Annotated in this window: 16 protein-coding genes and 1 pseudogene; 10 read left to right on the top strand and 7 right to left on the bottom strand. The window is 64.5% G+C overall.

What is annotated here, in order from left to right; genetic code table 11:
• A pseudogene (locus H8B02_RS39250) lies at positions 1-208 on the top strand (DUF2076 domain-containing protein); the annotation flags it as partial.
• Between the two features lie 209 nt (positions 209-417).
• Here H8B02_RS39250 and H8B02_RS39255 read toward each other — a convergent pair.
• The gene (locus tag H8B02_RS39255; RefSeq protein WP_229171083.1) at positions 418-1227 is read right to left on the bottom strand and encodes a L,D-transpeptidase; all 810 of its coding nucleotides are present in this window, start codon (positions 1225-1227) and stop codon (positions 418-420) included.
• Here H8B02_RS39255 and H8B02_RS39260 point away from each other — a divergent pair.
• Together H8B02_RS39260 and H8B02_RS39265 are read left to right on the top strand one after the other, a co-directional pair.
• Positions 1211-1477, top strand: coding sequence for a hypothetical protein (locus tag H8B02_RS39260; RefSeq protein ID WP_229171084.1), 267 nt, complete (start codon positions 1211-1213; stop codon positions 1475-1477). The two genes, H8B02_RS39255 and H8B02_RS39260, sit on opposite strands and share 17 nt — an antisense overlap.
• Before the next feature lie 60 nt (positions 1478-1537).
• The gene (locus H8B02_RS39265) at positions 1538-2314 is read left to right on the top strand and encodes a protein phosphatase CheZ (RefSeq protein WP_229171085.1); all 777 of its coding nucleotides are present in this window, start codon (positions 1538-1540) and stop codon (positions 2312-2314) included.
• A 343-nt stretch (positions 2315-2657) separates the two neighbouring features.
• Here H8B02_RS39265 and H8B02_RS39270 read toward each other — a convergent pair whose 3' ends face one another.
• The gene (locus H8B02_RS39270; RefSeq protein WP_173638579.1) at positions 2658-3176 is read right to left on the bottom strand and encodes a hypothetical protein; all 519 of its coding nucleotides are present in this window, start codon (positions 3174-3176) and stop codon (positions 2658-2660) included.
• A gap of 319 nt (positions 3177-3495) precedes the next feature.
• Between H8B02_RS39270 and H8B02_RS39275 the strand changes: the two genes are divergently transcribed.
• The 3 genes from H8B02_RS39275 to H8B02_RS39285 all read left to right on the top strand — a co-directional run bounded on the left by H8B02_RS39275 (position 3496) and on the right by H8B02_RS39285 (position 6025).
• Entirely contained in the window at positions 3496-3792 is a 297-nt protein-coding gene (locus tag H8B02_RS39275) for a co-chaperone GroES (protein ID WP_018269780.1), read from the top strand.
• A gap of 205 nt (positions 3793-3997) precedes the next feature.
• Positions 3998-5644 (top strand): chaperonin GroEL, encoded by a 1647-nt coding sequence (gene groL, locus H8B02_RS39280; protein WP_229171086.1) that lies wholly within the window; start codon positions 3998-4000, stop codon positions 5642-5644.
• 90 nt (positions 5645-5734) lie between these two features.
• Positions 5735-6025 (top strand): hypothetical protein, encoded by a 291-nt coding sequence (locus H8B02_RS39285; protein WP_229171087.1) that lies wholly within the window; start codon positions 5735-5737, stop codon positions 6023-6025.
• 187 nt (positions 6026-6212) lie between these two features.
• On the opposite strand, the gene H8B02_RS39290 is transcribed toward H8B02_RS39285, so the two are convergent.
• A complete protein-coding gene (locus tag H8B02_RS39290; protein WP_229171088.1) occupies positions 6213-6581 on the bottom strand; it encodes an antibiotic biosynthesis monooxygenase family protein in 369 nt (122 codons plus the stop codon).
• A gap of 96 nt (positions 6582-6677) precedes the next feature.
• On the opposite strand from H8B02_RS39290, the gene H8B02_RS39295 reads away from it, so the two are divergent.
• A complete protein-coding gene (locus H8B02_RS39295) occupies positions 6678-7154 on the top strand; it encodes a MarR family winged helix-turn-helix transcriptional regulator (protein ID WP_229171089.1) in 477 nt (158 codons plus the stop codon).
• Between the two features lie 106 nt (positions 7155-7260).
• Entirely contained in the window at positions 7261-8460 is a 1200-nt protein-coding gene (locus H8B02_RS39300; protein WP_229171090.1) for a hypothetical protein, read from the top strand.
• 18 nt (positions 8461-8478) lie between these two features.
• Here the strand turns inward: H8B02_RS39300 and H8B02_RS39305 are convergent, their stop codons facing one another.
• Positions 8479-8676: a hypothetical protein gene (locus H8B02_RS39305; RefSeq protein ID WP_229171091.1), complete on the bottom strand. Its 198-nt coding sequence runs from the start codon at positions 8674-8676 to the stop codon at positions 8479-8481.
• A 249-nt stretch (positions 8677-8925) separates the two neighbouring features.
• On the opposite strand from H8B02_RS39305, the gene H8B02_RS39310 reads away from it, so the two are divergent.
• On the top strand, positions 8926-9390 hold the full coding sequence (locus H8B02_RS39310) for an ester cyclase (protein WP_229171092.1): 465 nt from the start codon (positions 8926-8928) through the stop codon (positions 9388-9390).
• Between the two features lie 192 nt (positions 9391-9582).
• Here the strand turns inward: H8B02_RS39310 and H8B02_RS39315 are convergent, their stop codons facing one another.
• The 3 genes from H8B02_RS39315 to H8B02_RS39325 form a co-directional block, all read right to left on the bottom strand.
• Positions 9583-10050, bottom strand: coding sequence for a PaaI family thioesterase (locus H8B02_RS39315; protein ID WP_229171093.1), 468 nt, complete (start codon positions 10048-10050; stop codon positions 9583-9585).
• A gap of 12 nt (positions 10051-10062) precedes the next feature.
• On the bottom strand, positions 10063-10641 hold the full coding sequence (locus H8B02_RS39320; RefSeq protein WP_229171094.1) for a bifunctional transcriptional activator/DNA repair enzyme AdaA: 579 nt from the start codon (positions 10639-10641) through the stop codon (positions 10063-10065).
• 76 nt (positions 10642-10717) lie between these two features.
• Positions 10718-11182: a GNAT family N-acetyltransferase gene (locus H8B02_RS39325; RefSeq protein WP_229171095.1), complete on the bottom strand. Its 465-nt coding sequence runs from the start codon at positions 11180-11182 to the stop codon at positions 10718-10720.
• Positions 11183-11400: 218 nt separating this feature from the next.
• On the opposite strand from H8B02_RS39325, the gene H8B02_RS39330 reads away from it, so the two are divergent.
• Positions 11401-11771: hypothetical protein (locus H8B02_RS39330; protein WP_229171096.1), on the top strand; the 371-nt coding region annotated here is incomplete at its 3' end.

Below are 11771 nucleotides of genomic sequence, written 5' to 3' on the forward strand. Positions count from 1 at the left end.
CGGTTCGCGTCCGTGGGGCGGCGACCAGTCGTCGAGCGACCTCGCCCGTGACGCGGGGGTCAACGACATCAGCTCCAACCGCGACAGTGATTCCGGCTCGCGCGCCGGCGCGTTCGACCAGGCGCAGGCCGACCGGGACAGTGACGATGATCAAGACGCCGACGACTTCGACGACAACGGCGGCGGCGACAACAGCGATTACGCGTAAACGCGATCGCTGAAACGACAACGGCCGCTCCAATCGAGCGGCCGTTTTGATTCCGTCGTCCCGGCGAAAGCCGCGCCCCATAACCACAACCGTGCGAGATTTGACACGGCTGGGGCTACAGCTTCTCTCAGTAACAACCGCCTGTGGTTATGGATCCCGGCTTTCGGCGGGACGACACCATCTTTGGGGCGGCTGCTTCAAAACCACGCTTACATCACGACGACCTTGGCGCCGACATTGACGCGGCCATAGAGGTCGATGACGTCCTCGTTGCGCATCCGGATGCAGCCGGACGAGACGTTGGTGCCGATCGTCCAGGGCTCGTTTGAGCCGTGGATGCGGTAGAGCGAGGAGCCGAGATACATCGCACGGGCGCCGAGCGGATTCTCCGGGCCGCCTTCCATGTGCCGCGGCAGATCGGGACGGCGCGCCAGCATTTCCGGCGGCGGCGTCCAGGCCGGCCATTCCTTCTTCGCCGAGATCGTCTTGACGCCGGCCCAGGTGAAGCCGGGGCGTCCGACGCCGATGCCGTAGCGCAGCGCACGGCCGTCGCCCTGCACCAGATAGAGGAACTTGTTCGGCGTATCGACGACGATGGTGCCGGCGCCTTCCTTGCCGCTGTAATCGACCAGCTGCTTTTCATATCTGGGATCGAACGGACGCTGCGTCGGATCGCCTGCCTCCTCATCCTGCTGGCGGATCATCTGCTGCTGCGGATCCATCGGCGGCAGCCCCTGGCGGTTGCCGTAATAGGCCGGCTGCTGCTGATACATCGGCTCTCGCGAATAACCCTGCGACGATGGCGCATCGCCGAACAGAAATTCGATGAAGCCGCCGCCCATGTTGGAACGTTGCGGCTGCGCATAGGCGGTGCGCATCGGTGGCTGCAGTGCGCCTTGGTTGGCGTAGATCACGGTGGGCTCGGGCTGAGCCGATGCGTCGATCGCCATGGCATGTTGGGGAATTGCGACAAGCGAAGAAGCGCCGGCGAGCAGCGCAAGCGTGGTTTTCCTGAACATCGACGTACTCTGTACTGGTTTCGTCGTGACGTGTGACGTGGACGGAGCGCACATGCACCGTTGCACGTGGTCAATAAGCAATGAAAACCGCATCGGTTTGGTAAACGGATCGGCCGTTTCGATTCACCATCTCGACAATGCCGCGCGGTTTTGCCGGACAGCGTTTATTTTGCGTGAACGCCGCAGCGACATGGTTAATCGCCGGTATCGCAGCGGCTACGCGCGCTCGGCGCAAACTGTTCCCGCGTGAACCTGACGTTAAATCACCTCTCGCTAGAACGGACGGCAGTGAAGGGGCGGGAATGAAATCATGTCAGTGAAGCGTAAGCGTTTTCGTGTCGAGCAGGCCATGGGCGAAGTCGCGATGCCGGATCCGGAAGTAGCCGGCGGCGCCGAACTCGGTCCGATGCATCGGGAGATCATGGCGGAGCTTCGCTCGATCCGCGCCCAGATGGCCGCAGCACCGGCGCAGCGCACCGGCGACAGCGTCGATGCCGCCGTCGCCCGCGAAGTCGCCGAGACGCACGCATTGCTCGAGACCTACCGCGCGCAGGTCGAACAGTGCGAGAAGCTCAAGGTCGAGCTCGACCTGATCCACGACGCGATCAGCCGCACCAAGCGCGAGATCGCCGTGCTGCACGGCAAGAGCTTCAACGGCGAGGAGATGGCCAAGGTCAATGGCGAACTCGGCGCCGTGGTCGGCGGCACCGAACAGGCCACCCAGCAGATCCTCGAAGCGGTCGAGGCGATCGACCAGGCCGCGACCGCGCTTGCCAACAACGTCACGCCCGACCAGCAGAAGCGGCTCAGCGAAGATATTCAGGAGCGCGTGGTCTCGATCTTCGAGGCCTGCAACTTCCAGGACCTCACCGGCCAGCGCATCAGCAAGGTGATGCACACGATGAAGTTCATCGAACAGCACATCAACGAGATGATGAACATCTGGGGCGGCGTCGACGCGATCAAGTCGCACGTCCCGCCTGTTGTCGACACCCGCGAGGGCGATGCCCGCCTGCTCAACGGCCCGAAGCTCGACGGCGACGCCGGCCACGCCTCGCAGGACGACATCGACGCGATGTTCAACTGATATTTGTCGCATCAAGACGAAAGCGCCGGCCTCAGGGGCCGGCGTTTTTGTTTATGACTCTGACCACTGGCACCCCTTCCCTTCTCCCCTTGTGGGAGAAGGTGGCATAGGCGGCCTTTGGCCGCCGTCTTCTAGGAGGACGCCGATGCCTTGGCATCGGCTACGGCGCCGGATGAGGGGTCTGTCTCCGCGTGTTCCGACTAGAGTAGGACTCGCGGAGAGAGACCTCTCACCCGGATTGCATCTGAGATTGCATCTGACGATGCAATCCGACCTCTCCCACAAGGGGAGAGGTGCACCGCGTATGCGGCACTAGATCAGCAGATAGCTCGAAGTCCCGCCGTTACGCCCTCGGCGCGCAGCGGACGTAGACCATGTTGCCGTAGCGGGTGGCGGCGTCCTTGTCGACGAAGCGGGTGATCAAGACCCGGCCGTCGAACGAGATGATCTCGCGGTCCTGCTCGCCGGGCACAGGTCCGGGCGGGCCGATATAGTTCTTGCCGCTCGGGGAACCCTTCAGCCGCAGTTCCTGCGGGGTGGCCTGGTCGGCCAGATGCATGATGACGCCGCCGTTCTGGCCGGCGCCGATCACGTAAGGCTGCTTGCACTGGCCGCGTGCGGCGGCCTCGGTGCGGGCGCGGTCGGCGGGATTCTGGAACGAGGCGAGGCCCCAGCGGCCAACGATCTCGTCGGGGCGGATGCTCGCCGGCATCTCCGGAGCCACTCCCGGTTCGACCGGCCCCGGCTCGGGGTTCGACGACAACGACGGCAGGCTCATGCTGCCGCACGCCCCCAAAAGTGTCGTCAGCGCCGAGACAGCCGCGAACCGTGCGACCAATCGCGCGTTGAGTGACCTGATCATATGCATCCCCCGAACTATCTCCCGGCCGCACCCGTCATGCAGCCAAGCGTAAAACTTAAAGCGGAGCAATGACGTCTGACAAAATTACGTCATCGCTACGATTTGGTTTCCGGTCCACCATCCTATATTGGCCTCACCAAGGCCTTAACCCGTTTGCTTGACAGAAACTGCGCCAAGCCATATTTCCCGGCGCACAATTAGCACTCTCGCACCACGATTGCTAAATGCGCCGGGCGTCCTGCCTGGCGCCGACCGGACCGGCATCCAACGCCGGTCTCGATGAACCGGACCTGAAACCGAGCCTCCAAGAGGGAACGTCATGGCTAAATCCACCTTCCGCCCACTGCATGACCGCGTCGTGGTCAAGCGTATCGATGCCGAGGAGAAGTCCAAGGGCGGCATCATCATTCCGGACTCGGCCAAGGAAAAGCCGTCGCAGGGCGAGATCGTCGCCGTCGGCCCGGGTGGCCGCGACGAGGCCGGCAAGCTGATCCCGATCGACCTCAAGGTCGGCGACCGCGTGCTGTTCGGCAAGTGGTCGGGCACCGAGGTCAAGCTCGACAACCAGGAGCTCCTCATCATGAAGGAGTCCGACATCATGGGCGTGCTGGCGTAAGGCCACGACCAATTCGAGAAACGCGGCGCTCGCTCCGCTGTCATGCCCGGACTTGATCCGGGCATCCATCACGCTTCCCAAGACTCTTACGAGGGCGATGGATTGCCGGGTCACCTAGCACGAAGACGCACTTCGTGCTTTTGCCCGGCAATGACGCGCGAAGCGAGCGGCAAGCAATTCACAGACATTCCAGGAGTTCAAATCAATGGCTGCCAAGGACGTAAAATTCGCCGGAGACGCCCGCGATCGCATGCTGCGCGGTGTCGACGTGCTCGCCAATGCCGTGAAGGTGACGCTCGGCCCGAAGGGCCGCAACGTCGTCATCGAGAAGAGCTTCGGCGCTCCCCGCATCACCAAGGACGGCGTCACCGTCGCCAAGGAAATCGAGCTCGAGGACAAGTTCGAGAACATGGGCGCGCAGATGCTGCGCGAGGTCGCTTCCCAGACCAACGACACGGCCGGTGACGGCACCACCACCGCGACCGTGCTGGCGCAGGCCATCGTCCGCGAGGGCGCCAAGGCGGTCGCCGCCGGCATGAACCCGATGGACCTCAAGCGCGGCATCGACACCGCGGTCGCCGCCGTGATCAAGGACATCGAGAAGCGCGCCAAGCCGGTTGCTTCCTCCTCGGAAGTCGCCCAGGTCGGCACCATCTCGGCCAATGGCGATGCCGCCATCGGCAAGATGATCGCGCAGGCGATGCAGAAGGTCGGCAACGAGGGCGTCATCACCGTCGAGGAAAACAAGTCGCTCGATACCGAGGTCGACATCGTCGAGGGCATGAAGTTCGACCGCGGCTATCTGTCGCCCTACTTCATCACCAACGCCGAGAAGATGACCGCCGAGCTCGAGGATGCCTACATCCTGCTGCACGAGAAGAAGCTGACCGGCCTGCAGTCCATGCTGCCGGTGCTGGAAGCCGTGGTGCAGTCGGGCCGTCCGCTGTTGATCCTCGCCGAGGACGTCGAGGGCGAGGCGTTGGCGACGCTGGTGGTCAACCGCCTGCGCGGCGGCCTCAAGGTCGCCGCCGTCAAGGCGCCGGGCTTCGGTGATCGCCGCAAGGCGATGCTGGAGGACATCGCGATCCTGACCGGCGGTCAGCTGATCTCCGACGACCTCGGCATGAAGCTCGAGAACGTCACGGTCAACATGCTCGGCCGCGCCGGCAAGATCGTGATCGACAAGGAGAACACCACGATCGTCAAGGGCGCCGGCAAGAAGAAGGACATCGACGCCCGCGTTGGCCAGATCAAGGCGCAGATCGAGGAGACCAACTCGGACTACGACCGTGAGAAGCTGCAGGAGCGCCTTGCCAAGCTCGCCGGCGGCGTTGCCGTCATCAAGGTCGGCGGTGCGACGGAGGTCGAGGTCAAGGAGAAGAAGGACCGTGTCGAGGACGCGCTGAACGCGACCCGCGCCGCGGTGCAGGAAGGCATCGTGCCGGGCGGCGGCGTCGCGCTGCTGCGCGCCAAGAAGGCGGTCGGCCGTCTCACCAACCCGAATGCCGACGTCCAGGCCGGCATCAACATCGTGCTCAAGGCGCTCGAAGCTCCGGTTCGCCAGATCTCGGAGAACGCCGGCGTCGAGGGCTCGATCGTGGTCGGCAAGATCCTCGAGAACAAGTCGGAGACGTTCGGCTTCGACGCCCAGACCGAGGAGTATGTCGACATGGTCGACAAGGGCATCATCGACCCCGCCAAGGTGGTGCGCACCGCGCTGCAGGACGCCTCCTCCGTGGCCGGCCTCTTGGTGACCACCGAAGCCATGGTCGCCGAACTGCCGAAGGACGCGGCGCCGGCGATGCCGGGCGGCGGCGGCATGGGTGGAATGGGCGGCATGGGCGGCTTCTAAGCCCCGCCGCATCCGCATCGAGATCGAAGGCCGCCTCCGGGCGGCCTTCTTTTTTGCGATTCGATTACAATGAGACGTAAGGATCACCTCATGTCCCGCGACGCCAAATCACTGATGTCGACGCTCGCGCTGTTCTACGCGATCGGCGCGCTGCTCGCGTTGGGCGCCTATGCCCTGGACAGCGTCGATGATCTTGCGGTCGTCCTGACGTTCTGGTTCAAGCAAACGCTGACGTTTGTCGTCCTCGGCGCAGGCTATTGCCTCTATTATGTGATTTCCGGTTCGACCGGTCATCGTCCAAAAGCGCCGCTGCGATTTCTGGACATTTCCTTTCTGGCTGCTGCGGCCACGCTCGGCGTTCTTATGCTGGTCCATGGTTGAGCGATCTTTGACGCGACATCCAACGTTCGCTTTCGCCAGACGGCACCGTCATTGCGAGGAGCTCGCGACAAAATTGCAAAGCAATTTTGCGCTGAAGCGACGAAGCAATCCATTTCCCACCCGCGGCGTGATGGATTGCTTCGCTTCGCTCGCAATGACCGATGGCCGGGACGAGCCCGTTACGCATCTACGCGACGCAGATGTCGGATACCGCGACCTTCTGGAACAGATGCGGCGACGCCACGGCCGAGGCCGGATAGGCCGCGAGCTTGGCCCTGAACTCGGGATTGGCGAAGGCAGCCCGGAAGGCCGCGGTCGATTCCCACACCGCATAATTCAGATAGGCCGGGCTGTCGCCGAGCGCGCGATGCAGCTGGGTCGAGATGAAGCCGGGCTGCCGCTTCATGATGGCGGCGTCGGCCTGCCAGGCTTTCAGAAAGATCTCCTCGTCGGCCTTGTCGAGCGTGAAGACGTTGATGAGCACGATGTTGGTGGCTTCGACCGCGAGCTGGCGGTCGATCGGGAATGCGGGGTCGAGGGGGCGCATCTGCGGCATGGCTGGTTCCGTTGATATGGTGCTATGATGTCATTCCGTTACGATGGATACGTATTATTTTGACATCATGATGTCAATATCAACTTATGGTGACAAATGCCGCAGACCAAGCGAACGCCGGCGGGCGAAGCCTTGAGCAACCTGATTCTCGACCTGTTCAGGCTGAACAGCCTGCTGTTCACCGCCGGCGACCGGATGGTGGCCGGACTTGGCCTGACCAGCGCGCGCTGGCAGATCCTCGGCGCCATCGTCACCGCCGAACGCCCGCAACCGGTCGCGTGGCTGGCGCGCGACCTCGGCGCTGCCAGACAGAACGTGCAGCGGATCGTCAACGACCTGCAGCGGGACGGGCTCGTCACATTCGAGACGAATCCGCATCATCGCCGCGCCCAGCTCGTCGTGCTGACCGAGAAGGGACGGCACGCCTTCGATGCGGCCATGCGCCTGCAACTGCCCTGGGTGAACGGCCTCGCCGACGGATTGTCGATCAAGGACCTCGAATCCACCAGCCGCGTCGTGAGTACGCTGCGCGGCAGGTTGGAGAGCGGCCAGGAACCCGACGACCGCGCATGACTGCGATTCTGGAAGCGCCGCCGTTAGGCGGCCTTCTTTTTTGGCCAATGAGACGGAGGTTTGCTAGTTACGACGGAACCGATTCTGCCCTTCGAGGACTTATCGTATGCGCGCGCTCCCGCTCCTGCTGCTCGGTCTTGCCGTCGTCTCGGCACCTGCCCTCGCCCAGATGAAGCTGCAAACGAAGCCGGCAGCGTCGAATGGCCCCGAGACGCGCTATTTCACCGCGATCGACGGCCTGATGGACGGCAATGCCGACGTCGTGCTGAAGGAAACCCGCCAGGGCAAGACCGTGACCGCGGCCGTGCTCGACGTCTGCTATCCCGCCGACAAGAGCTCGGACCGCAAGGACCGCTTCGTCGCCAACCTGACCGTCAACGGCCAGACGCTGTCCGGCACCACCCAGAGCGTCGCCGACAAGCAGCCGATCACGGTCAAGCTGAACCGCAAGCAGACCGGCGACAGCTTTGAGTTCCGCGGCCAGATCACGATCGGCCAGACCGTGACCGAGGTCGCCTCGACGGACAATTCCGATCTCAGCGAGAAGGAATTCCAGGACAACCAGGCCACCGAGGACGGCATCACGCCACAGCCAAAGGACTTCACCGACGTCTCGCCGGAATCGATCGGAGTGCGGGTCAAGCTCGATGCGGCGGCTGAATTCCTCAAGAGCCTGAAGGGCGAGGCCGCCGAGGTCGGCACCTCCAGCCTCGCGGTGACCTGCGATGCGATGCGCTCCGGCGAGCAGACCATCAACCTCACCGTCGATCCCGAGCACGCCAGCGCGCTGCTTGCGAAGGCGAAATCAGCGCCCGGCGTGACGGCGGCCGGCTGGACCAGCGGCGTGGTCGAGATGGACCGCACCATCCGCTTCGCCGCCGCCGACTGGCGTGATGGCGACAAGATCAACAAGGACAAGCTCGCATCCGCGATCGCGGGCGTGCTGGCGAAGACGCTCGCGGCAAAGCCCGCCTCGGCGACTTGGAACGCGAATACCGGCAAGCTCAAGCTGGTGCTGAAGCGGCCGAGCGCGATCTACCCTGCGCTCGGCCTCACCCAGAATTACGAGGTCACCGCCCTCGTCTCGCCCGACAAGCCCGGCAGCTCGGACAGGCTGATGCTGTGGGTCTCGAGCCCGACCGTCTCGACGTCGGACGACAGCGCCGGCGCCAAGCTCAATCTCTCCGACGATTCCAGCAGCGACGAGGAAGGCATCGAGGCCAGGGACGACAACGGCGCGATCGACGCGCTGGTCAAGGAGCTCAAAGGCCAGCGCTGGGACGCCGACAAGTCGGTGTGGCGGTAAGGCCGGCGCTCGCCTGATTCACGCCGCCCTCGTCTTCAGCGGCACGACGTTGTTGCGCACCGCCTTCGGAGCGGCGTCCGGACCGGACTGAAGCATCCCGTCGCTTCTGACGAACAATTCGGAACGAGGCTCGACCGCAGCGCGATCGAGCAGCGCCCGCAGCTCGGGACGAAGTCCGTCGCCGCGCAGCGCGGCGATCGCATCGAAGTTGCGCATGATGTTTTCTCTTGTGTGTTGATGCAAACGATTTCGTGCTGATGTTGCGCGAACCACCCGCTTCCCGATTACGCGGCGACATCCGAGAAGCGGCGCTAAGCGCCATATCGACAAAGCGGAATCTCGTCTGAACGCCGACGCACGCCCGATCTGGAATCGGGTGGCACGACACCCGTCTCAAGATGCCTAATGCGTGCATCGACACAGCGCCGGTCGCGATGCCGGCAACACGCAAATGGAGACGATCCGATGTCAGAGGAAAACAAGAGCGTCGTAGGCCGGTGGTTCGAGGGTTTTTGGGGAAACCCGTGGAATCCGCGCATCATCGATGAGCTCGCGACACCAGACATTGTCGTGCACTACCCGATGCACGAGCCGAAGAAGGGCCGCGCCGCGGTCACGCAATTCATCACCGAGTTTCGTGAAGCGTTTCCGGATCTCAAGTTCTGGGGCGTCGGCGATCTCGTCGCGGAAGGTGATCTCGTCGTCGGCCGCTGGGAAGGGGGCGGCACGCACACCGGGCCTGCCTTCAGCGACTTCCGCCTCGGCTCGCTGCCTGCGGCCTCCGGCCGCAAGATGACGTTCGCCGGCACGACCGTGCTGCGCGTGCGGGACGGACGGATCGCCGAGGAGCTCGGACAGGAGGATGCGCTCACCGCCATGCTGCAGCTCGGCCTCATTCGCTTGCCTGAACAGAGTGGCTACGCCGGGTGAACCGGCGTTTCATCGACGATCGCATCGCTTCTGCCCGAACGCATTTCCCTGGGCTCGGGTAGCGCAAACGATCGGCTCGGTGAAATCGAAGCGCTCTAATCCGCAGGCTCGCTGGACGTATTCCAATGTTGCTGCGCCGGCATCGCATCTCCTGATGCAGCGCCGGCGCAGTCTGTCCGCAGCGGCTCTTCATCAAGCCGGAAAGATCAGGCATGTCGTCGTGCCATGCGCGAGCAGCCGCCCCTTTGCGTCGATGACCCTGCCCTCCGCGGTGCCGATGCGGCGGCCGCAATTGAGCACCTGGCCCTCGGCCCGGATCGGGCCGGTGTCCGGCGTGATCGGCCGCACCAGCGAGATCTTGAATTCGAGCGTGGTCTGGCTCGTTCCGGCATCGAGCGTCGACTGCACCGCAAGCCCCATGCAGCTGTCGAGCAGCGTTGCGGTGAGCCCGCCATGCACGGTGCCTGCCGGATTGAGATGCGCATCCGTCGGCAGCAGCGTGACGACGACGCGGCCGTGCTCGGCTTCAGTGACGTCATAGCCGAGCGTCCGCGCGATGGTGTTGAGCGGCAACGCGCCGCTGGCGAGCCCTTGCACGAATTCGAGGCCGCTCATCTTGAGTTTCTGTTCGGCACTGACGGTGCCGTAGCTCTTGGCCATTGCTGATCTCCATTATTGCATCGTGATGTTTAGCAGCCGCTTCCGTCGCAGCGAGACGGGCGAACGGCCATAGAGTTTTGCGAATGCGGCGTTCATGCGCCTTGCGCTGGAGAAGCCGGCTTGCTGCGCCACCAAGGAGAGCGGAAGATCGCTGCCGTCGATCAGGCGCTTGGCGCGCTGCACGCGCAGCGAGAGCGCGACCTGCAGCGGCGAGGCATCGAGATGCTCGGCGAACAGCCGCGACAGATGTCGCGCACCGATGCCGAGCCGATCGGCCAGCGCAGCGACATTGCCGCGGTCGAGTGCGCCCGCTTCGATCAGCGCCAGCGCGCGCTCGACCGTGGTCCTGGTGCCCTTCCATGCCGGGCAGAACGGCGCCGCCTCGGGACGGCAGCGCAGACAGGGCCGGAAGCCGGCGCGCTCGGCCGACGCGGCGCTGCCGTAGAACCGCACATTGCGGGCGAGCGGCGTGCGCGCCCGGCACACCGGACGGCAATACACGCCCGTCGTCCTGACCGCGACGAACACGATGCCGTCCCAGGCCGGATCGCGGCGCTGAAAGGCTGCATATTGGGCGGCGAAATCGAGCATGCCATCGCTATAGCGGCGCCTAAGCGCCGCGACGACCCGCTTTGCGGAGACGGCGTCCGGAAACGACCGCTTGGCGTTAGAGGCGCTTGGTCATGAACAGGCTGAGCGGATCGGGCGCGTAGTCCCCGAACGGCGGGCACTCCTGGTAGCCGGCGGCGCGATAGAGCCCGATCGCCTCCGGCTGCCGGATTCCGGTCTCCAGGCTGATGCGCGCGATCCGCCGGTCGCGCGCGGCGTCCTCCAGCGCTTCGAGCACGCGGCGGCCGAGCCCGTGTCCGCGCGCGTCAGCGCGCACGAACATTCGCTTCATCTCGGCATGACCGGGTGCGATGAGGCGGAAGGCGATCGACCCGAGCACCTCGCCATCGCGCCGCGCGACGAGGAAGACCGTATCCGCGTCGGCAAGCGTCTCGACGGCGGCGAGGTGATTGCTATCAGGCGGATACAGCGCCTGCATGTGGGCGTCCGACAGATCGATCAGCTGCCGCACGTCGGGCTGCCGCGGGTCTTCGGGAGCGATGCTGATTTCGGGCTTGTGCATCTCTGGCCCAATGCAGGTCGTCGTCGCGATTGTCGGCCGCGCTCACCGTCCCGTCAATTTACGGGGCATGCGACCAAAAGACTTCGTGCTGCCGCAGTTCGGTCACCGAAAATTAAGGCTCGATTTAGTTTCGAGGATCATCCTTTGCGTCACCGAACACGGGTCACGCCATGCAAGACCGCGAGCCGATCAGTCCTGGGAGCATCTGGCCAACGGATGTGACGGAGGGTCATTCGCCGGCGCAGACGGCGGACCTCTGGGAGGTCTCCAACGAGAACCACGACGCCGCCCTGCTGCTGCGGGAGCCGTTCGCCGACCGCATCGGCACCGCGCTGCTGGCAGCCACCGCACTGGCCGCAAGCTTCGTGCTGGGATGGACCGGCGGCGCCAACTGGCACGATTTTGCGGCTTCCGCCCCGGTCCCGGTGGCCCAGAAGGAAGCGCCTGTCCCGCATGTTGCCGAGACGCGGCCGAGCCCAAGAAGCGAATCGAGGGGCGAGCGCCGGACCGCGTCCAACGCCGACCCCGTTGTCACCGGCAGCATTCCGAAGAACACCTCTGCCAGCCCGCGCCCGCTCGCTCTCGGCGC

Source organism: Bradyrhizobium altum, assembly GCF_020889705.1.
Lineage (GTDB): Bacteria > Pseudomonadota > Alphaproteobacteria > Rhizobiales > Xanthobacteraceae > Bradyrhizobium > Bradyrhizobium altum.

Excerpts from the sequence above, each read along its gene's own strand:
- H8B02_RS39310 (WP_229171092.1), top strand. The coding sequence starts at position 8,926 with ATGTCAGAGGAAAACAAGAGCGTCGTAGGCCGGTGGTTCGAGGGTTTT.
- H8B02_RS39320 (WP_229171094.1), bottom strand. The coding sequence starts at position 10,641 with ATGCTCGATTTCGCCGCCCAATATGCAGCCTTTCAGCGCCGCGATCCG.
- H8B02_RS39275 (WP_018269780.1), top strand. The coding sequence starts at position 3,496 with ATGGCTAAATCCACCTTCCGCCCACTGCATGACCGCGTCGTGGTCAAG.
- groL (WP_229171086.1), top strand. The coding sequence starts at position 3,998 with ATGGCTGCCAAGGACGTAAAATTCGCCGGAGACGCCCGCGATCGCATG.
- H8B02_RS39290 (WP_229171088.1), bottom strand. The coding sequence starts at position 6,581 with ATGCCGCAGATGCGCCCCCTCGACCCCGCATTCCCGATCGACCGCCAG.
- H8B02_RS39255 (WP_229171083.1), bottom strand. The coding sequence starts at position 1,227 with ATGTTCAGGAAAACCACGCTTGCGCTGCTCGCCGGCGCTTCTTCGCTT.
- H8B02_RS39315 (WP_229171093.1), bottom strand. The coding sequence starts at position 10,050 with ATGGCCAAGAGCTACGGCACCGTCAGTGCCGAACAGAAACTCAAGATG.
- H8B02_RS39300 (WP_229171090.1), top strand. The coding sequence starts at position 7,261 with ATGCGCGCGCTCCCGCTCCTGCTGCTCGGTCTTGCCGTCGTCTCGGCA.
- H8B02_RS39270 (WP_173638579.1), bottom strand. The coding sequence starts at position 3,176 with ATGATCAGGTCACTCAACGCGCGATTGGTCGCACGGTTCGCGGCTGTC.
- H8B02_RS39325 (WP_229171095.1), bottom strand. The coding sequence starts at position 11,182 with ATGCACAAGCCCGAAATCAGCATCGCTCCCGAAGACCCGCGGCAGCCC.
- H8B02_RS39295 (WP_229171089.1), top strand. The coding sequence starts at position 6,678 with ATGCCGCAGACCAAGCGAACGCCGGCGGGCGAAGCCTTGAGCAACCTG.
- H8B02_RS39305 (WP_229171091.1), bottom strand. The coding sequence starts at position 8,676 with ATGCGCAACTTCGATGCGATCGCCGCGCTGCGCGGCGACGGACTTCGT.
- H8B02_RS39265 (WP_229171085.1), top strand. The coding sequence starts at position 1,538 with ATGTCAGTGAAGCGTAAGCGTTTTCGTGTCGAGCAGGCCATGGGCGAA.
- H8B02_RS39285 (WP_229171087.1), top strand. The coding sequence starts at position 5,735 with ATGTCCCGCGACGCCAAATCACTGATGTCGACGCTCGCGCTGTTCTAC.